Source organism: Pedobacter sp. GW822-FHT03F06, from assembly GCF_058801365.1.
The window spans coordinates 265518-282433 of the sequence record NZ_JBXANE010000001.1; the positions used below are offsets into that span (position 1 = coordinate 265518).

General features: G+C 37.5%; 21 protein-coding genes. 10 read left to right on the forward strand and 11 right to left on the reverse strand.

The window, feature by feature from the left end:
* Window positions 1-51 precede the first annotated feature (51 nt).
* The 3 genes from AC1RJ8_RS01050 (at window position 52) to AC1RJ8_RS01060 (ending at window position 1311) form a co-directional block, all read left to right on the forward strand.
* Window positions 52-468, forward strand: a complete 417-nt coding sequence (locus AC1RJ8_RS01050; RefSeq protein ID WP_492952185.1) for a VOC family protein — start codon at window positions 52-54, stop codon at window positions 466-468.
* An 88-nt stretch (window positions 469-556) separates the two neighbouring features.
* On the forward strand, window positions 557-874 hold the full coding sequence (locus AC1RJ8_RS01055) for an ArsR/SmtB family transcription factor (RefSeq protein WP_492952184.1): 318 nt from the start codon (window positions 557-559) through the stop codon (window positions 872-874).
* A 2-nt stretch (window positions 875-876) separates the two neighbouring features.
* Entirely contained in the window at window positions 877-1311 is a 435-nt protein-coding gene (locus AC1RJ8_RS01060; protein WP_492952183.1) for an SRPBCC family protein, read from the forward strand.
* Between the two features lie 401 nt (window positions 1312-1712).
* Here the strand turns inward: AC1RJ8_RS01060 and bioA are convergent, their stop codons facing one another.
* The 3 genes from bioA to AC1RJ8_RS01075 are packed head-to-tail and all read right to left on the reverse strand — an operon-like array spanning window position 1713 to window position 4445.
* Window positions 1713-3017, reverse strand: a complete 1305-nt coding sequence (bioA, locus tag AC1RJ8_RS01065) for an adenosylmethionine--8-amino-7-oxononanoate transaminase (RefSeq protein ID WP_492952182.1) — start codon at window positions 3015-3017, stop codon at window positions 1713-1715.
* Window positions 3018-3019: 2 nt separating this feature from the next.
* Window positions 3020-3472, reverse strand: a complete 453-nt coding sequence (locus AC1RJ8_RS01070; protein ID WP_492952181.1) for an NUDIX domain-containing protein — start codon at window positions 3470-3472, stop codon at window positions 3020-3022.
* Window positions 3459-4445, reverse strand: coding sequence for a cation diffusion facilitator family transporter (locus tag AC1RJ8_RS01075; RefSeq protein WP_492952379.1), 987 nt, complete (start codon window positions 4443-4445; stop codon window positions 3459-3461). Before AC1RJ8_RS01075 ends, AC1RJ8_RS01070 begins: the two co-directional genes overlap by 14 nt.
* A 114-nt stretch (window positions 4446-4559) precedes the next feature.
* Here AC1RJ8_RS01075 and AC1RJ8_RS01080 point away from each other — a divergent pair, with 114 nt between their 5' ends.
* Window positions 4560-5756, forward strand: coding sequence for a pyridoxal phosphate-dependent aminotransferase (locus AC1RJ8_RS01080; RefSeq protein ID WP_492952180.1), 1197 nt, complete (start codon window positions 4560-4562; stop codon window positions 5754-5756).
* A gap of 377 nt (window positions 5757-6133) precedes the next feature.
* Here the strand turns inward: AC1RJ8_RS01080 and AC1RJ8_RS01085 are convergent, their stop codons facing one another.
* A complete protein-coding gene (locus tag AC1RJ8_RS01085; RefSeq protein WP_492952179.1) occupies window positions 6134-7378 on the reverse strand; it encodes an ABC transporter permease in 1245 nt (414 codons plus the stop codon).
* 200 nt (window positions 7379-7578) lie between these two features.
* On the opposite strand from AC1RJ8_RS01085, the gene queA reads away from it, so the two are divergent.
* Complete coding sequence (gene queA, locus AC1RJ8_RS01090) at window positions 7579-8628, forward strand: tRNA preQ1(34) S-adenosylmethionine ribosyltransferase-isomerase QueA (RefSeq protein WP_029278727.1); 1050 nt, start codon at window positions 7579-7581, stop codon at window positions 8626-8628.
* Between the two features lie 74 nt (window positions 8629-8702).
* Entirely contained in the window at window positions 8703-9368 is a 666-nt protein-coding gene (locus AC1RJ8_RS01095) for a 2-C-methyl-D-erythritol 4-phosphate cytidylyltransferase (RefSeq protein WP_492952178.1), read from the forward strand.
* Between the two features lie 99 nt (window positions 9369-9467).
* On the opposite strand, the gene AC1RJ8_RS01100 is transcribed toward AC1RJ8_RS01095, so the two are convergent.
* From AC1RJ8_RS01100 to AC1RJ8_RS01125, 6 genes are all read right to left on the reverse strand, one after another.
* Window positions 9468-9626 (reverse strand): lmo0937 family membrane protein, encoded by a 159-nt coding sequence (locus AC1RJ8_RS01100; protein WP_139180130.1) that lies wholly within the window; start codon window positions 9624-9626, stop codon window positions 9468-9470.
* 175 nt (window positions 9627-9801) lie between these two features.
* Window positions 9802-10023, reverse strand: a complete 222-nt coding sequence (locus AC1RJ8_RS01105; protein ID WP_010603503.1) for a DUF2795 domain-containing protein — start codon at window positions 10021-10023, stop codon at window positions 9802-9804.
* Between the two features lie 88 nt (window positions 10024-10111).
* Entirely contained in the window at window positions 10112-10660 is a 549-nt protein-coding gene (locus tag AC1RJ8_RS01110; RefSeq protein ID WP_492952177.1) for a cob(I)yrinic acid a,c-diamide adenosyltransferase, read from the reverse strand.
* A 67-nt stretch (window positions 10661-10727) separates the two neighbouring features.
* Window positions 10728-11486, reverse strand: a complete 759-nt coding sequence (locus tag AC1RJ8_RS01115; protein ID WP_057934548.1) for an ABC transporter ATP-binding protein — start codon at window positions 11484-11486, stop codon at window positions 10728-10730.
* A 146-nt stretch (window positions 11487-11632) separates the two neighbouring features.
* Window positions 11633-11923: an Asp-tRNA(Asn)/Glu-tRNA(Gln) amidotransferase subunit GatC gene (gatC, locus tag AC1RJ8_RS01120; RefSeq protein ID WP_029278731.1), complete on the reverse strand. Its 291-nt coding sequence runs from the start codon at window positions 11921-11923 to the stop codon at window positions 11633-11635.
* A gap of 2 nt (window positions 11924-11925) precedes the next feature.
* Window positions 11926-12651 (reverse strand): lysophospholipid acyltransferase family protein, encoded by a 726-nt coding sequence (locus tag AC1RJ8_RS01125; protein ID WP_492952176.1) that lies wholly within the window; start codon window positions 12649-12651, stop codon window positions 11926-11928.
* 237 nt (window positions 12652-12888) lie between these two features.
* Between AC1RJ8_RS01125 and trpS the strand changes: the two genes are divergently transcribed.
* The 4 genes from trpS (at window position 12889) to kdsB (ending at window position 15657) form a co-directional block, all read left to right on the forward strand.
* On the forward strand, window positions 12889-13887 hold the full coding sequence (trpS, locus tag AC1RJ8_RS01130) for a tryptophan--tRNA ligase (protein WP_492952175.1): 999 nt from the start codon (window positions 12889-12891) through the stop codon (window positions 13885-13887).
* Window positions 13888-13989: 102 nt separating this feature from the next.
* Window positions 13990-14604: a deoxynucleoside kinase gene (locus AC1RJ8_RS01135; protein WP_025144984.1), complete on the forward strand. Its 615-nt coding sequence runs from the start codon at window positions 13990-13992 to the stop codon at window positions 14602-14604.
* Window positions 14605-14668: 64 nt separating this feature from the next.
* Window positions 14669-14872 carry a DUF5808 domain-containing protein gene (locus AC1RJ8_RS01140; protein WP_492952174.1) on the forward strand — a complete coding sequence of 68 codons (204 nt, stop codon included), beginning with the start codon at window positions 14669-14671 and terminating at the stop codon, window positions 14870-14872.
* Complete coding sequence (kdsB, locus tag AC1RJ8_RS01145) at window positions 14869-15657, forward strand: 3-deoxy-manno-octulosonate cytidylyltransferase (protein WP_492952173.1); 789 nt, start codon at window positions 14869-14871, stop codon at window positions 15655-15657. The genes AC1RJ8_RS01140 and kdsB overlap by 4 nt, the downstream gene beginning before the upstream one ends.
* A gap of 225 nt (window positions 15658-15882) precedes the next feature.
* On the opposite strand, the gene AC1RJ8_RS01150 is transcribed toward kdsB, so the two are convergent.
* Window positions 15883-16836, reverse strand: coding sequence for a bifunctional helix-turn-helix transcriptional regulator/GNAT family N-acetyltransferase (locus tag AC1RJ8_RS01150; protein ID WP_492952172.1), 954 nt, complete (start codon window positions 16834-16836; stop codon window positions 15883-15885).
* Window positions 16837-16916: the final 80 nt, after the last annotated feature.

Consider the following 16916-nt stretch of genomic DNA (forward strand, 5'->3'; position numbering starts at 1 on the left):
TGAGTCCATGCTCAGTTACCTATCTTTACTTGCAACAAAATATAAAACGTTATGATAAAATCACTTTGGATAAACCTTCCGGTAAAAGACATTAACAAGTCTAAAGCATTCTTCACGCAACTCGGTTTTACGCTTAACCTCCAGTATGGCGCTCGCGAAGATTCGGCGTGCTTTTTAGTAGGAGAAAGTAATTTAGCGATTATGCTTTTTGAAGAAGCGTTGTACGAAGGTTTTGCAGGAACCAGTATTGCCGATAAACGCCATGGCGGCGAAGTATTATTCTCTTTTGACGCAGAAAGTCCGGAAGAAGTAGATAATCTGGCACAAAAGGTAGTTGCTGCCGGTGGCACACTCTATGGCGAACCTGGCTACAAAGATGGCTGGATGTATGGTTGTGGCTTTGTTGACCTGGATGGTCAAAGATGGAGTATTCTTTATATGGATATGAGTAAAATGCCCATGGGTTAATTTTTATCATGCAAAAAAATTAAATTAAATTTGCGTAAGCGATTACTTACATTTATATTCGTAAGCAATTACTTACGCAATTAATTTTATGAGAAGAGATGTATTTCAGGCCATTGCCGATCCTACCCGAAGAGAAATCATCAATCTGATTGCGCATAACACCTTAAATTTAAATGCAATTGCCGAAAATTTCGACATGAGCCGACCTGCCATTTCACAGCACATTAAAGTTTTAACAGAATGCGGTTTGGTAGAAATTACCCAACAAGGCCGTGACCGGTACTGTAACATACAATTTCAAAAACTAGCAGAAGTAGCTAAATGGGTAGAACAATACCGTACTTTTTGGACAAGCAAATTAGATGATCTAGAAATACACTTATCAAAAGACACTAAATCAAAATAAAGATGGAAAACGAACCAGTTATTGTAGAACGGGTGTATAACGCCCCTATCGAAAAAGTTTGGAAAGCTTTAACCGATAACAATGAAATTAAACAATGGTATTTTCAATTAGAAAACTTCAAACCGGAAGTAGGTTTTAAGTTTGAGTTTTCTGGTGGGCCGGATGATGGGCCTCAATATTTACATCTCTGCGAAATAACCGAAATTGTTGAGGGCAGGAAACTGGCCTACACCTGGCGATATGACGGTTATCCAGGCAACTCGGTGGTAAGCTGGGAGTTATTTGAGCAAGGCGAGCAAACCAGGCTGAAATTAACACATAGCGGTATAGAAAGCTTTGCTGAGAACGGGCCAGATTTTGCAAAAACAAGTTTCAATGGTGGCTGGACTTATTTCGTTAATGATGCCCTTAAAAATTATCTGGAACCAGGAGCGTAATTTCACCCGTTTCATCGTTTTGAATTTATAGTGAAGTCAAGTGTTACAACCTGATTTAGCATATATCTAAAAGATTTGGTGAAGTGTAAGATGGTAACATCTTACACCACAGACATTCGTTAGTGATGCGCTTAAGAATTATCTGGAACCACAAGCGTAGTTTCACGCGTTTCGCCATTTTGAATTATAGTTAAGTAAGGTGGTAACATCTGACTTAATATATATCTAAAGATTTAATGAAGTGTAAGATGGTAACATCTTACACCACAAATAATATCTAAAGATTTAATAAGTGTATGATGGTAACATCTTACAACACAGATAAAGGTCTTCGCTTAGACTGACAACCGCCTTAAACTAAGTTACATAAGTAGCAGCATCTCGCTACGGCCTAAAAGTAGCTATACTTCCTCTAAAGCCGATTTTATGGCTGCATAAATATAATCGAGATCTTCATCGCTGATTACATATGGTGGGAGGATATAGATAATATTGCCCAATGGCCTCAATATAATCCCCTTTTCTAAGAAGTACGCATACAGTAAATTACGGAGATTACTTAAATAAGAAGTTTCATTCCCGGTCTCCCATTCAATTGCAATAATTGTTCCTGTTTGCCTAATGGCCTTAACTTTAGCATGCGCTTCAATTTCTTCAAGAAAAATAGCATGTTTGGCCTCTATCCGCTTAATATTCTGAAGTGTTTCACTTTTTAATAAAATATCCAAACTCGCCAGAGAAGCTACACAAGCAATCGGATTCGCTGTAAAAGAGTGTCCGTGGTAAAGCGTTTTTAACTTATCATCACTTAAAAATGCTTCAAAAATCTCATTTGTACAGGTGGTTACCCCTAAAGGCATTGTTCCACCAGTTAAACCTTTGCTTAAACAGATAATATCTGGCTTATTAGTTAATTTCTCGCAAGCGAAGTAGGTTCCTGTCCTACCGAAACCTGTCATCACTTCATCAGCAATGGTTAAAATTGCTGCTTCTTTACAGGCAGATAAAAGTTGATCTAAATATTTAGCTTCGTACATCAACATTCCACCCGACCCTAGAATGAGTGGCTCGAAGATAAAACAAGCGGTATCTTTGAGATTTGAGATATGAGATGTGAGATTTGAGATATTACCTTCATTTGGCAGATCGATAAACTCGACATCGAACAATAGACTGTTAAAAGCGTCCGTAAAAATACTGCGGCCGCTAACAGACATGGCGCCAAAAGTATCGCCATGATAAGCATTTTTAAAGGCTAAAATCTTCGTTTTTGGTGTGCCCTTATTGTCCCAGTATTGCAGGCACATTTTTAAGGCTACCTCTACTGCCGTTGATCCGTTATCGGTATAAAAAACTTTATCTTGTTTGCCGGGCAATATGGGCAAAAGCCTTTCTGCAAGTAGTACAGCGGGCTCGTGTGTAAAACCTGCAAAAATCACGTGTTCAAGCACATTGAGCTGTTCAGCTACTTTTTGTGCAATATAAGGGTGTGAATGGCCATGAATATTCACCCACCAGGATGAAACTGCATCGATATACCTTTTTCCATTCTCATCAAAAACGTACACCCCTTCTCCCCTAACAATTGGGATATGGGGCAGTGCATTTTTCATTTGGGTATAGGGATGCCAGATTACCTTTTGATCTCGTTCGGTTAAATTGAGTTGAGCATTTGGAGTATGGAATTTGGACGAATCGGGTATCATGATTATAATTTAACTGAATATTGATTTTTTAAAAGCTGGCCTACGGTTTTATCTGTTTTAAAGGTAATATCCTCTATATTTAAATCTTCAATTTTCACCCATCTGAAAGCCTGAAGAATTTCACCATCTCCATCAAAATCATAAATAACATCTTTAAAGGCCAACTGCAAAGGCGCTTTTTCTTTAACGATATAATACACACTAATGACCTGGCTATCGTTAAATGACGATTTTTCAAAAAAATCTGTGGTATAAAAATGAGATAATACTTCAATTTCAGCATCACACTCTTCCATAAACTCACGTTTTAATCCATCAATTAAGCCTTCACCAAGTTCTAAGCCACCCCCCGGAAACTTACTGAAACGAAAGCCATATTCTTCCTCATCACTTACCAAAACCTCATTATTCTGGTTAATTAACAATCCATAAACCCTAACATTAAAGTAGCTCATTTTCGAAATGCTTTTTATTTTTGATTACTATTTCTGGTGTCCATACAATTTCCTTTTTAAAGGCCTCTGCCCTCACCGGGCATTCACTCATGTGGCAATAATGGCAACATTCAGGCAAACATGGATCTGCATGAATAAAGAGCTCTGCTTTGCGGAAGCCGTTTTTATTGATCAGTTCATCAATCTGTGAAATTTCACTGTGAACTTTATTTAAATCAAAATAATAAGGCAATGTTACATGGCAATCGATATGAAATTCAGGGCCGTATTGCTGGGTACGCAGATTATGTACATCAATCCACGGGTTATGCCTGTTCTTTTGTAAAACATCTACTACTTCTTCAACAAGCGTAAAATCACTTTCATCCATTAATCCTCCTACAGAACCCCGGGTAAGCTTATAACCAGAATAAATAATATAAAAGCCAACCAAAAAAGAAAGGAAGCTATCCAGCCAAATAATATTTGTTAGCTGAATTAATATTAAGCCAACAACAATCGCTGCGCTGGTGTAGGTATCAGTTAATAAATGTTTACCATCAGCCTGCAATGTAACAGAATGCTCATCTTTACCTACATTTATGAGGTATAGGCCTACAATCAGATTAATCAGGCCTGTGATACCAATTATCAGCGTTCCTGTTAATAGTTCCCCTACCAAATGAGGATAGATCAGGTTGTACGAAGATTTGAAAATAATAACCACTCCCGCAATTAAAATCAATATTCCTTCAACAAAAGCCGAGAAAAACTCAACTTTTCCATGCCCATAAGGATGGTTTTCATCGCGGGGCTGCGTACTGAGGTAAATGCTATAAAAAGCAAAACTTCCTGCTATTACATTTACAATGCTCTCCGCTGCATCTGTTAAGATGGCGTTTGAACCCGTAATAAAGTACGCAACAAATTTGGCCAACATCAGTACCACACTCACCACCAGAGAAATTATTATTGCTTTCTTTTTTACCGACACCAGGATATTTTTTTTCAAAAATACGCTTATCGAATAAATTAAATGAGAAAAACTATGTCTTTTTTAGTGCAGAATAATATTTGGTTTATATATTTGCGCTCAAAGTAATTAACCATGAGCACCTTATCCAAAAGAATCAACAGTCTATCTGAATCTGCAACCCTTAAAATGACCAAACTTGGCCGCGAATTAGCGTCTAAGGGCATTAACATCATTAGTTTAAGCGTTGGTGAACCCGATTTCAACACACCCGACCACGTAAAAAATGCTGCTAAAAAGGCATTAGACGAAAATTATACACGTTATTCGCCAGTACCGGGCTATCCAGACCTGCGCCAAGCAATCGTTAATAAGTTAAAAACAGAAAACAATCTGGATTACGATATTTCTCAGATCGTTGTTTCAACAGGTGCAAAACAATCTTTATCGAATGTTATTTTAACTTTGATTGATCCGGATGATGAAGTAATCATCCCAACACCTTACTGGGTTTCTTACTCAGAAATGGTAACCCTTGCAGAAGGAAAATCTGTTTTTATCGATACAGATATTGAAAGTAATTTCAAAATTACGCCAGCACAATTAGAAGCAGCCATTACGCCGAAATCGAAATTGTTTATGTTTTCTTCGCCTTGTAACCCAACAGGATCAGTTTACAGTAAAGAAGAATTAGCCGCGCTGGTTGCCGTTTTCGAAAAACACCCTAATATCTATATCTTATCTGATGAGATTTATGAGCACATTAACTTCGTTGATAAACATGAGTCTATTGCTCAATTCGATAGCATTAAAGACCGTGTAATCATTGTTAACGGTTTCTCTAAAGCTTTCGCTATGACAGGTTGGAGATTAGGTTACATTGCCGCCAATAAAGAGATTGCAGCCGCTAACGATAAACTACAAGGACAAACAACCTCTGGAACATGTTCTATTGCACAAAGAGCCGGAATTGTTGCTTACGAGCAAGGTTTAGCCAGTGTTTTAGAAATGAAAGAAGCATTTTTACGCCGTAGAGAATTGGTTTACAATTTATTAAACGAAATTCCAGGTGTTAAAACAAATCTTCCAGATGGGGCATTTTACTTTTTCCCGGAAATAAGCGCTTTCTTCGGTAAAAAAGATGCTGATGGAAACGTAATTAAAGATTCTTCAGACTTAGCTTTATATTTATTAAACGTTGGTCATGTAGCAACTGTTGGTGGCGATTCGTTTGGTAACAACAACTACATCCGTTTATCTTACGCAGCATCTGACGAGAGTTTGGTTGAAGCATTAAGAAGAATAAAAGAAGCTTTAGGTAAATTAGCCTAGTTAGTTTGCAATTGGCTGTTTTCAGTTAACTTCATATAAAGAAAAACCCCTCGCTAATTAAATTTAGCGAGGGGTTTTTCTGTGAATAATCGTCATCTCGACTGTAGCTTATCGATTTTTCATCGAAAGCGAAATGGAGAGATCTATTGCAGCAGATTTAGCTTCGCTGAGCACTACGTGGTTCTCGACTCCGTTTAACTCCGCTCGAAATGACGATATAGTGTTTGGAAAATGAAAGCCAGCATTTCATCGGAGCACCCAGCCCTTCTTTCCGCTACAAATCCTCGCAGCCCTGCGGGCTTTCCACTGCAACAAGGTTTATTAACTACCGCAAGTGCAGTAAACTGTCGATTGAGAACTAAAAACTGCCCAATTAATTAACTTCTAATCGCCTCTACCGGATCCAATCTTGATGCTGAATATGCTGGCCAAAAACCAGAGATGGTGCCGATGATTATTGATATGCCGATACCTAAGGCAATATTGTTCAAGCCCAGTATAATGTGAAAATCAGTGGCCGCACCAATGCCCAAAGCGAGCAGAAAGACCAGTAATAAGCCCAGCAAACCACCTAAAATACAAAGCGAAATCGATTCGAATATAAATTGAAGCAGGATAAAATAATTTTTTGCACCCAAAGATTTTTGAATACCAATAATATTCGTCCGTTCCTTAACCGATACGAACATGATATTGGCAATACTGAAACCACCAACCAGGATCGAAAACCCACCAATTACCCAACCGGCAATATTTACCATTTTAAACATCGAATCTAACTGGTTAGAAATAATGGTGGTTTTATTTAATGCAAAATCTTCTTCCTGGCCGGGTCTGATTCTGTGGATGGAGCGCATTAAACCTTTCAATTCGCTTTCTACCTCTTCTAAATTCACATTATCTTTACCACGAACTGTAATTTGCGGACCATAACGCTCGCTTTGGATATCTAAAACACCTTTCGCAAAAGCAATCGGAATATTTACATTTTTATCGAGAGAAGTACCTAACATATCTTCTCCTTCTTTTTTGAAAACACCAACAACAGTTAATCTTCTTCCTAAAATCTGTACCTGTTTACCCACTGGCGCATCGCCATCAAAAAGTCCGTCGGCTATATCAGAACCTAAAATACAAACAGGTGAGCCGTTTTTACTCTCATTTTCGGTAAAATACCGGCCGTCCTGAAGCTCGAAATTCCAGGTTTTATTAAAATCGTGCGATGCTGCCCACACCGAAATCCCTTCTACTGAGTTACTTCTGTATTTGATCGTCCTATCATTAGTCGATATTTCGAATGTAACACCTTGTGCATTTTCAATTCTCTCGCGGAGTGCTTCAAAATCGCGCAATGAAGGCTGAGGGCGGTTCATATATTTCCACCAGGGATAATTATCGCCAAAACTCCAGGGCCATTTTTGAATATAAATGGTGTTAGAGCCCAGTTTATCTACACTGGACTGCAATTTACCACGAAAGGTATCTACTGCAGAGAATACAGCAATAATGGTAAAAATACCAATCGTTATAGCCAAAAGCGATAACATGGTGCGTAATTTATTCTGGCGCAACGCATCAAATGCAAAACGGAAACTCTCGCCTATTAGCCTAAAGATTATCATAATTAAAGGTTAGATGCAAAGCTTTTCAAAAGGTTACAGCTTATCTTCAAAACTAATTAATTTTATGTCTACAATGCATTAATCGCCCTGTATTATTTGCTTTAAAATGATTAAAACATAATATACATAAATTGCGTTTGATAAAATACGAAAAAGAAAAATTAAATTCGTATTTTTGCACCTCAAAAAATTCATCAAGAATGAAATTATCACAATTCAAATTCAACTTACCTGAATCATTAGTAGCCAACAATCCGGCAGAACAACGCGACGAGGCTCGTCTAATGGTTTTACACAAAGACAGCGGTAAAATTGAACATAAAATTTTTAAAGACGTTTTAGGTTATTTCGATGACAAAGACGTTATGATATTAAATAACACTAAGGTTTTCCCTGCCCGTTTATATGGAAATAAAGAGAAAACCGGTGCAACCATCGAGGTTTTCTTGCTACGTGAATTAAACAAGGAATTACGTTTATGGGATGTTTTGGTAGATCCTGCACGTAAAATCCGCGTAGGTAATAAATTATATTTTGGCGACGACGATTTATTGGTTGCTGAGGTTGTAGATAACACCACATCACGTGGCCGTACCATCCGTTTCTTATTTGAAGGTACTGACGAAGAATTTAGAAAAAACGTTGAAATTTTAGGCGAAACCCCACTTCCTAAATACATTAAACGTAAAGCTACTGCCGAAGATAAAGAACGTTATCAAACCATTTTTGCTAAGCACGAAGGTGCCGTAGCTGCTCCAACTGCAGGTTTACACTTTAGTCGTGAGCTAATGAAACGCCTTGAACTTAAAGGTATAGAATTTGCTGAAGTAACTTTACACGTTGGTTTAGGAACCTTCAGAACTGTGGAGGTTGAAGACTTAACCAAACACAAAATGGATTCTGAGCAGTTTATCATCGAACAAAAAGATGCGAACATTGTAAACAAGGCTTTAGAGGAAAAAAGAAAAATCTGTGCGGTAGGTACTACCTCAATGCGTGCTATCGAATCGGCTGTTTCTGCAAACAGAACATTAAAATCGGCTAACGATTGGACGAGTAAGTTTATCTTCCCTCCTTACGATTTCAGTATTGCAAACTCAATGATTACCAATTTCCATACGCCAGAATCTACTTTATTGATGATGGTAAGTGCATTTGGTGGATATGAAAACGTAATGAATGCTTACGAAGTTGCGGTAAAAGAAAAATATAAATTCTACAGCTATGGCGATGCCATGCTAATTATATAGATTTGAGTATTGAGATGTGAGATTTGAGTTAATTCAAGTCTCATATCTCAAATCTATAATCTCATCTCTAAAATATGAAATACTACGCTATAATTGTAGCAGGCGGTTCTGGCAATCGGATGCAAACAGAAACCCCAAAACAATTTCTACTGCTCAAAAATCTTCCGGTTTTGATGCATACCATAAAAGCTTTTGCACAAAGCGATACCCAACCTAAAATTTTATTGGTACTGAACAAAGATCAGCAAGCATACTGGACCCGGTTGTGCGAAGAATTTAATTTCCATGTACCGCACCAGGTTATTGATGGCGGCACGGAGCGTTTTCACTCTGTGAAAAATGCAATCCATGCCATCGAAGAAGAAAGTTATGTTGCCATTCACGATGCCGTGCGTCCACTGGTTTCCAAATCTCTTATCGACAGCTGTTTTAATGAAGCTGAGCTACAGGGAAACGTTATTGCAGCAGTACAGTCGAGCGATAGCGTACGCTTGCTTAGAGACGATAAAACCACGGCATTAAAACGGGATGAAATCTATTTAGTACAAACGCCACAAACTTTTAGCCTTAGCATTCTAAAAGAAGCTTACAACCAAGCGTTCAATACTCATTTTACAGATGATGCAAGTGTGGTAGAATCTATTGGTTATGAGATTAATATCATTGAAGGCGAAAGAGGGAATATTAAAATCACTTATCCAATCGATTTAGAGCTTGCCGAATTGTTGTTAAAAAATTAAATATAAAAAAGGAGTTTCAAAAATGAAACTCCTTTTTTAATCCATCTATTTCAAAGTGTTCCCTACTTCTAAACCAATGAATATCGGTGCGATATATTTTTACGCAGCCCGGCCAATTACTTTAAGCAGAATTGCAATAACTGCGATTACCAGTAAAACGTGGATTATACCGCCAACGTCGCCGAAGCCGTGAAATATAAATCCGATTACCCAGAGTATTACCAATACTACTGCGACTAAATACAATAAATTTCCCATAGTGTTAATTTTTTAGCAATGTTATATTATTGATGTATTAACACTCGGCTTTTCGGTTTTGTTTAAAAAATGTAATTATTTTATTAGTGTAGCTGGGCGCAGGGAATGAAATGGAAAGATGAAGACATAAAAAAACCTCCCGGTTACCTGGAGGTTTTTTATAGTTTTCTAATGCTTAGTATTCGTCCTCGTTGAAGAAGAAATCTTCTTTAGTTGGATAATCTGGCCAAATTTCCTCAATGGTTTCATAAGGTTCGCCATCATCTTCTAATGCCTGTAAGTTTTCAATTACTTCTACTGGGGCACCAGAGCGGATACCATAATCAATTAATTCGTCTTTAGTTGCAGGCCATGGTGCGTCTTCCAAGTGCGATGCTAATTCTAATGTCCAATACATATCTTCAATTCAATTAAATTCTTGTTCTTATTATTATTGCGCAAAGTATATTAAAATTTTTGAGCAAAACAAACTTATTTTTCCACTATTAAACCCGCGGAATCCAAATGTTTTCTTCCGCTTTAAAATACACGGTCAGTTTTCGTGCCAAAACGAATAAATAATCGCTTAAACGATTCAAATAAACTGTTACACGCTCATCTACAAAGCTATTTTCTGCAAGTTCAACTGTAAGTCGTTCTGCCCTTCTACAAACGCATCTAGCAATATGGCAGTAAGAAACTACAGTATTTCCGCCAGGTAAAATAAAATGTTTTAAAGCAGGCAGCGTTTCATTCATCAGATCCATCTCATTTTCCAGCAAGGTAATATCAGTATCGTGCAGATCGGGGATCTTCATTTTAGATTTCTCTGGATCGGCCGCAAGCGATGAGCCAACAGTAAATAACCTATCCTGAATTTCTTTTAGTAGTTTCTGATCATGCGCATCAATATCCTGACACATAATTAAACCTATGTACGAATTTAACTCGTCAACAGTTCCATAGGTTTCGATCCGTAAATGATATTTAGGCACACGGGTACCACCTATGAGTGATGTTTGGCCCTTATCACCAGTTTTAGTGTAGATTTTCATACCCCCTGCCCCCTTAAGGGGGAATAATATGGTTAGTCCTAAAAGTCCCCTTTAGGGGATTTAGGGGTTAATTAATTTTCTCCCAATCGCTGCCCGTATCTTTCAAAGCCTGCAAACGTGGAGATACATTTTTTATATCTGTATTTAAATAATCGTTTTCAATCAAACCATCACGCATACGTACAATACGGTGAGCGTGCTGCGCAATGTCTTCCTCGTGCGTAACCAGAATAATGGTGTTTCCTTTACTGTGGATTTCTTCCAGCAGGCCCATTATCTCAATTGATGTTTTGGTATCTAAGTTACCTGTTGGCTCATCGGCCAAAATAATAGATGGATTATTGATCAAAGCCCTGGCTACGGCCACACGTTGACGTTGACCGCCCGATAGCTCATTTGGCTTATGATCCATACGATTGCCTAAGCCTACATTTTCTAACGCTTTAGCTGCTCTTGCATCCCTGTCCTTTTTACTTGTTCCGGCATAAATTAAAGGTAAGGCAACATTATCTAAAGATGTTGAGCGTGGCAATAAGTTAAAGGTTTGAAAAACGAAACCGATTTCCTGGTTGCGCACTTCTGCCAAGGCATCATCACTCATGTGACTTACATTGGTTCCGTTTAAAACATAGGTTCCGCTTGAAGGTGTATCTAAACAGCCTAAAATATTCATCAGGGTTGATTTACCAGAACCAGAAGGTCCCATCAATGCTACGAATTCGCCTTTATTGATATCTAAAGAAACTGATTTTAAAGCGTGAATCACTTCAGATCCAATAACATATTTACGGCCAATTTCTTTTATAGTGATGAGTGGTTTCTCCATGTTTTTTCTTTTTTAGACAAGCGTAAAGGGTAAGATGTTACAAGAGGGTTAAAAATTACTGCACAAATGTTAATCTTAAAGATGCTGAATAAATTTTACTGCGGAGCTTTCCGCTGCGCTACAGGTCAGCATAGCGATTACCTCAATTATTTTTCAATAATTTTTGGCACCATAAAAAATTGGTCGGTATGTTTTGCTGCATTTTTCAAGCCATCAGCTGTAGCTATTTCCTGCTTAACCACATCTTCTCTCCAAACATTTACCGATTCGTTCATATAAACCAGTGGTTTCACATTTGAAGTATCCAGTTCATTTAACTTTTCCATGAATGACAAAATTTTGTTCATTTCAGGGATCAGTGTATCCACCTGTTTTTCATCAATATGAATTCTGGCCAGATCGGCTATTTTATGGATGGTTTTTGCGTCTAAATTCATATTTATACTAACTTACTATCAATCAATCTATAAACCTTTTCTTTCAACACATCAGCATCAACATCGGTCAAAGTTGATGTATTTATGGGTTTGTGGACGTAAATATCGCAAATTCCCGGCTTACTTCCATACTTTGCTCCGTCATCCCAATTAATTTTCCAAACATTGGTAATACTCACAGGTACCAACGGTATATTTTTATCGATAGCCAAACGGAACGGACCATTTTTAAACTCGCCCAACTTTGGTGGGTAATGGTCGTCGATTTTACCTTCCGGAAAAATAATAAGGCTCATCCCCTTTTCTAAGTTCTCGCCAGCTTTTTTAAAAGCTTTAAAAGCCGAAATCTTACTTTCGCGATTTACAGAAATATCGATGGTTTTAAAAAAGATACCCAATACCGGATTGCTCAACAGTTCATCTTTTCCCATAAAATGGAATTTACCATGTCCCATGATACAGAAAATCATGATATCCAGGTTAGAGGTATGGTTGGCACAATAGATGTAAGTTTGTTTGGGATTTAGCTTTTCTTCGTATTGATAACGAAAAAAAACACCAGAAAACAGGCTACATAAAAAACTGTTGGCTTTCCTAAAAAAATTCAGAATGCTATAATATTTCTCATTACGTGAAGTAACGTAGTATAAAGGATAGAATAGAGCGAAAAAAAACAGTATCCAGAATAAAAACCATATCCGGTGTACTTGTCTTAGAAAATAAATCATAGATAACCAAAAATATAAAATAGTTTGATATTTCAAACAACTGATTGCATTGGGCTAAGATTATGGTTCTATAATACCAATCACTGGCGAAACCCGTTCTAAAGATCTCTCCGCTACGGTTGAGATGACGACTATACATATAAACTATAGGTCTTACCAGTATTCAAAAAAAATCTTACCATTAAAAATGAAGCGATTTATGATTTGCTTGTATTTTATTTTTAATTTCGTGCCATTATGAAAGAAACAGTGGTGAGCGGTATCCGCTCAACAGGAAAATTACATTTGGGTAATTATTACGGCGCAGTTAAAAACTTCGTTCAGATGCAGAACGATTACAATTGCTACTTTTTTATCGCCGATTTACACTCCTTAACTACACACCCTACTCCAGCCGATTTACATGGAAATATTAAACATGTTTTGGTTGAATATTTAGCTAGCGGAATTGATCCAGAAAACAGTACCATTTATATACAAAGTGATGTTCCGGAAATTGCGGAGCTATATCTATACTTAAATATGAACGCTTATATGGGTGAATTAGAGCGCAGCACATCTTTTAAAGATAAAGTGCGTGCCAACCCCGATAACGTAAATGCAGGTTTGTTAACCTACCCGGTATTAATGGCGGCCGATATTTTAATCCATAAGGCGACCAAAGTACCTGTTGGAAAAGACCAGGAACAACATTTGGAAATGGCCCGTACTTTCGGAAACCGTTTCAACAGGTTATATAATACAGCATATTTCCCTGAACCTTACGCTTTTAGCTACACTGATAAACTGGTTAAAGTACCTGGTTTAGATGGTAAAGGTAAAATGGGCAAATCAGAAGGCGAAGCTAATGCGGTTTACCTATCTGATGACCCTGAAACCATTCGTAAAAAAGTAATGAGAGCGGTTAGTGATGGTGGACCGACGGAAGAAAACCAACCGAAACCTGAGCCTATTCAGAATCTTTTCGATTTAATGAAAGTGGTTTCGAGTGCGGATACACTTGAGCATTTTGAAGATTTGTATAGCAAAATGCAGATCCGTTATGGTGATTTCAAAAAACAACTGGCAGAAGATATGATTATTACGACTGCGCCTATGCGTGAGCGTATTTTGGATATTGCCAAAAATGATTCATATTTAAGGCAAGTAGCTAAACATGGTGCATTAAAGGCCCGCGAAAGCGCGCAAAAAACCATCAGAGAGGTTCGCAGTTTAATCGGGTTTAAAAGTTTTTAATAATTTTAATAGATTTGAGAAGCGAGACATTAGATTTGAGATATTTAGTTAAGTACATCTCATGCCTCTAGTCTCACATCTCTAATCTCATAGCTAAAGAAAATGCACATAGCAATTGTAGGAAATATAGGTGCCGGTAAAACTACCCTAACAGGTTTATTGGCCAAAAATTATGGATGGGAAGCTTTATACGAGGCTGTGGACAATAACCCTTATCTGGAAGATTTTTACAGCGACATGAAACGTTGGAGCTTTAACCTCCAGATTTATTTCCTAAATAGTCGTTTTCAGCAAATTACCGATATTGAGGTTAATAAACGTAACGTGATCCAGGATAGAACCATTTACGAGGATGCGCATATTTTTGCAGAAAACCTGCACGATATGGCTTTAATGACCACCCGCGATCATGATAATTACAGGGCTATTTTTGATAATATTACCTCTTTTATTAAACCGCCCGATTTATTGGTTTACCTGCGCGCATCGGTACCTACATTGGTGAATAATATCCAGCGTCGTGGCCGTGAGTACGAAGCGGGCATCCGTATTGATTATCTATCTAAGCTGAACGAAAAATACGAAGCTTGGATTAAAGGTTATAACCTGGGTAAATTATTGATTTTGGATAAAGATAAATTAGATTTCACCAACAACCCAGAAGATTTAGGTACGGTAATCCAATCTATTGAGGCCGAGATTAATGGTTTATTTTAACCCCCTGTCCCTAAAGGGGGGAGTTGATTCGTAATAAATGGTTTAAATATTTAATGTGATAAATATGGAAAAAGATTTCGAACACGATAATCCAGAGAACTGGAAATGGGGTACTTTTTATTTCAATAAAAAAGATTCGAGATTAATTGTTCCGAAACGTGTAAAATTGCTTGGTTGGACATTCAATTTTGCACATTCGATATCTTATATTATCATCGCATTGATTTTCATATTTGTTTTTTATCAATTCTATCGAAATAATATATGAGTGATAGAAATTTAAGCTCCACATTAGGAAATCCAAAAATTATCGGAATTATTCCTGCACGATATGCCTCTACCCGTTTTCCGGGAAAGCCTCTAGTAGATATTGCCGGAAAAACCATGATCCAAAGGGTTTACGAGCAGGCATCAAAAGCTGAAAGCTTATCGAAAGTCGTAATTGCCACCGATGATGTACGAATTGCCGATGAAGTAAAAAGGTTTGGTGGAGAATTTATCTTTACCTCATCTAATCACCAAAGCGGAACCGATAGGTGTGCCGAAGTGATTGAACAATTACCAGGATTTGATATTGTAATCAACATTCAAGGAGACGAACCATTTATTGAGCCTGCACAGATTGAATTATTGGCAAGCTGCTTTACTGAAGAAAAAGTACAACTGGCAACATTAATCAAATCTATCCAGAGTCAGGAAAGTGTATACAATCCCAATAGTCCTAAAGTGGTGATCGATGTAAACGGTCGCGCCATGTATTTTAGCCGTAGTCCGATTCCTTTTATCAGAAATGGCGAACCAGGCGTATGGGCAGAAAAGCACCAGTTTTATAAGCACATCGGAATTTACGGTTACCGTACTGAATCGTTAAAAGCCATTACCAAGTTACCACCCTCTTCTTTAGAAATTGCCGAAAGCTTAGAGCAGCTTCGCTGGATCGAAAATGGATTTTACATCCAAACAAAAGTAACTGATTTAGAAACAGTTGCAATAGATACACCAGAAGACTTATTAAAACTGAACAAATTACTTAAGGCACTGAAGTTACCTTAACCATTATATAAATTAAAAATTACGTCGTGGTTGTATCATAAATATAGATTTGTCATCCTGTCCAAAGGACTCCTACGGAGAGCTTGTCGAAGGACCTGCTTAAATACTCTTTAAAGTGTTTCGACAAGCTCAACAAGACATCACCTGAGGTGAATCGTCTTTATGATACAGCCTCCTTACAATTAAGATGCTGAAATGAATTCAGCATGACGTATCAAATAGCACCTATCTAATCACCAGTTCCATCTGAATATTACATCGTGTGTAAGGCGTAGGCTTGCCTGCCACTTTTTGAAAACCTAGTTTATGGTAAAGATTTATGGCTGGTTTTAAAATGGTATTGCTTTCTAAATAAATTTTAGATGCGCCTAACGATCTTGCCTTATCAATAATGGCATTTGCCAATAGAAAGCCTACATTTTTTCCCTGAGCTTTTGGCGATACCGCCATTTTGGCCAGTTCAAAATCATATTCGCCATCATTCATCTTAATTAGTGCACAAACGCCCAAAGGTTCACCTTCGTAAAGCGCAACCAATATAAAACCTCCTTTATCTAAAATATAACCCTGCGGATTATCTAAAGCTTTATAATCAGATTCTTCCATGGTAAAGTACTGTGAAATCCACGCTACATTTAGCGACCTGAATATTTCCTGGTATTTGGGCTGGTAATCAACAATCTCAACCTTTAAGCCATCTCTTTCTTTTTTCTTTTCCATTACCCTTCTCAATAAGGTTTTTTGTTCCAATAAAAACTCCCACTCACCTATCGCTTCCCAAAGTTTATTTTGTGTTTGGGCCGAAAGCTCTTCAATGGCAGCATTTACATCAATCAATTGATCTTTAATTTTTTTAGAAATCTCTATACCTGCCGGAGAAAGGCTCACCACATTCCTTCTTCCATCGGTTTTATCCTTTCCCTCTTTAACGTAGCCCTTTTTTAGCATTTCGCTAATAATCTTACTCACCGATGGATGAGAATGGCCAATACCTTTAGCCAGTTCAGTAATCGTTTTTTCTTTCTCTTGTGCTAAAGCATAAAACACAGGAAACCACTTCGGTTGCATATCAATATTATACAAATTATAAATCTGCGCTGCGTCTTCGGTTACTTTATCGGTTAGCATCCTTAACCTACTGCCTATAGCTACTTTACCAGTCTGTTCAAAAAAATTCATGACAATAATTAATTACGTAATCAGTTACATAAATATAAGAACTAAATTTAGTTTTGCAATAGCTTTGATTGCTTGGGGCT

What these genes read in the sequence shown, in the direction of transcription:
- bioA (WP_492952182.1), bottom strand. Translation starts at nt 3,017, where the DNA reads ATGATACCCGATTCGTCCAAATTCCATACTCCAAATGCTCAACTCAAT.
- AC1RJ8_RS01150 (WP_492952172.1), bottom strand. Translation starts at nt 16,836, where the DNA reads ATGAATTTTTTTGAACAGACTGGTAAAGTAGCTATAGGCAGTAGGTTA.
- AC1RJ8_RS01060 (WP_492952183.1), top strand. Translation starts at nt 877, where the DNA reads ATGGAAAACGAACCAGTTATTGTAGAACGGGTGTATAACGCCCCTATC.
- queA (WP_029278727.1), top strand. Translation starts at nt 7,579, where the DNA reads ATGAAATTATCACAATTCAAATTCAACTTACCTGAATCATTAGTAGCC.
- AC1RJ8_RS01085 (WP_492952179.1), bottom strand. Translation starts at nt 7,378, where the DNA reads ATGATAATCTTTAGGCTAATAGGCGAGAGTTTCCGTTTTGCATTTGAT.
- AC1RJ8_RS01070 (WP_492952181.1), bottom strand. Translation starts at nt 3,472, where the DNA reads ATGAGCTACTTTAATGTTAGGGTTTATGGATTGTTAATTAACCAGAAT.
- AC1RJ8_RS01055 (WP_492952184.1), top strand. Translation starts at nt 557, where the DNA reads ATGAGAAGAGATGTATTTCAGGCCATTGCCGATCCTACCCGAAGAGAA.
- AC1RJ8_RS01135 (WP_025144984.1), top strand. Translation starts at nt 13,990, where the DNA reads ATGCACATAGCAATTGTAGGAAATATAGGTGCCGGTAAAACTACCCTA.
- AC1RJ8_RS01050 (WP_492952185.1), top strand. Translation starts at nt 52, where the DNA reads ATGATAAAATCACTTTGGATAAACCTTCCGGTAAAAGACATTAACAAG.
- AC1RJ8_RS01110 (WP_492952177.1), bottom strand. Translation starts at nt 10,660, where the DNA reads ATGAAAATCTACACTAAAACTGGTGATAAGGGCCAAACATCACTCATA.
- AC1RJ8_RS01095 (WP_492952178.1), top strand. Translation starts at nt 8,703, where the DNA reads ATGAAATACTACGCTATAATTGTAGCAGGCGGTTCTGGCAATCGGATG.
- AC1RJ8_RS01140 (WP_492952174.1), top strand. Translation starts at nt 14,669, where the DNA reads ATGGAAAAAGATTTCGAACACGATAATCCAGAGAACTGGAAATGGGGT.
- trpS (WP_492952175.1), top strand. Translation starts at nt 12,889, where the DNA reads ATGAAAGAAACAGTGGTGAGCGGTATCCGCTCAACAGGAAAATTACAT.
- AC1RJ8_RS01115 (WP_057934548.1), bottom strand. Translation starts at nt 11,486, where the DNA reads ATGGAGAAACCACTCATCACTATAAAAGAAATTGGCCGTAAATATGTT.
- AC1RJ8_RS01105 (WP_010603503.1), bottom strand. Translation starts at nt 10,023, where the DNA reads ATGTATTGGACATTAGAATTAGCATCGCACTTGGAAGACGCACCATGG.
- gatC (WP_029278731.1), bottom strand. Translation starts at nt 11,923, where the DNA reads ATGAATTTAGACGCAAAAACCATCCATAAAATAGCCGATCTGGCCAGA.
- AC1RJ8_RS01125 (WP_492952176.1), bottom strand. Translation starts at nt 12,651, where the DNA reads ATGATTTATTTTCTAAGACAAGTACACCGGATATGGTTTTTATTCTGG.
- AC1RJ8_RS01080 (WP_492952180.1), top strand. Translation starts at nt 4,560, where the DNA reads ATGAGCACCTTATCCAAAAGAATCAACAGTCTATCTGAATCTGCAACC.
- kdsB (WP_492952173.1), top strand. Translation starts at nt 14,869, where the DNA reads ATGAGTGATAGAAATTTAAGCTCCACATTAGGAAATCCAAAAATTATC.
- AC1RJ8_RS01100 (WP_139180130.1), bottom strand. Translation starts at nt 9,626, where the DNA reads ATGGGAAATTTATTGTATTTAGTCGCAGTAGTATTGGTAATACTCTGG.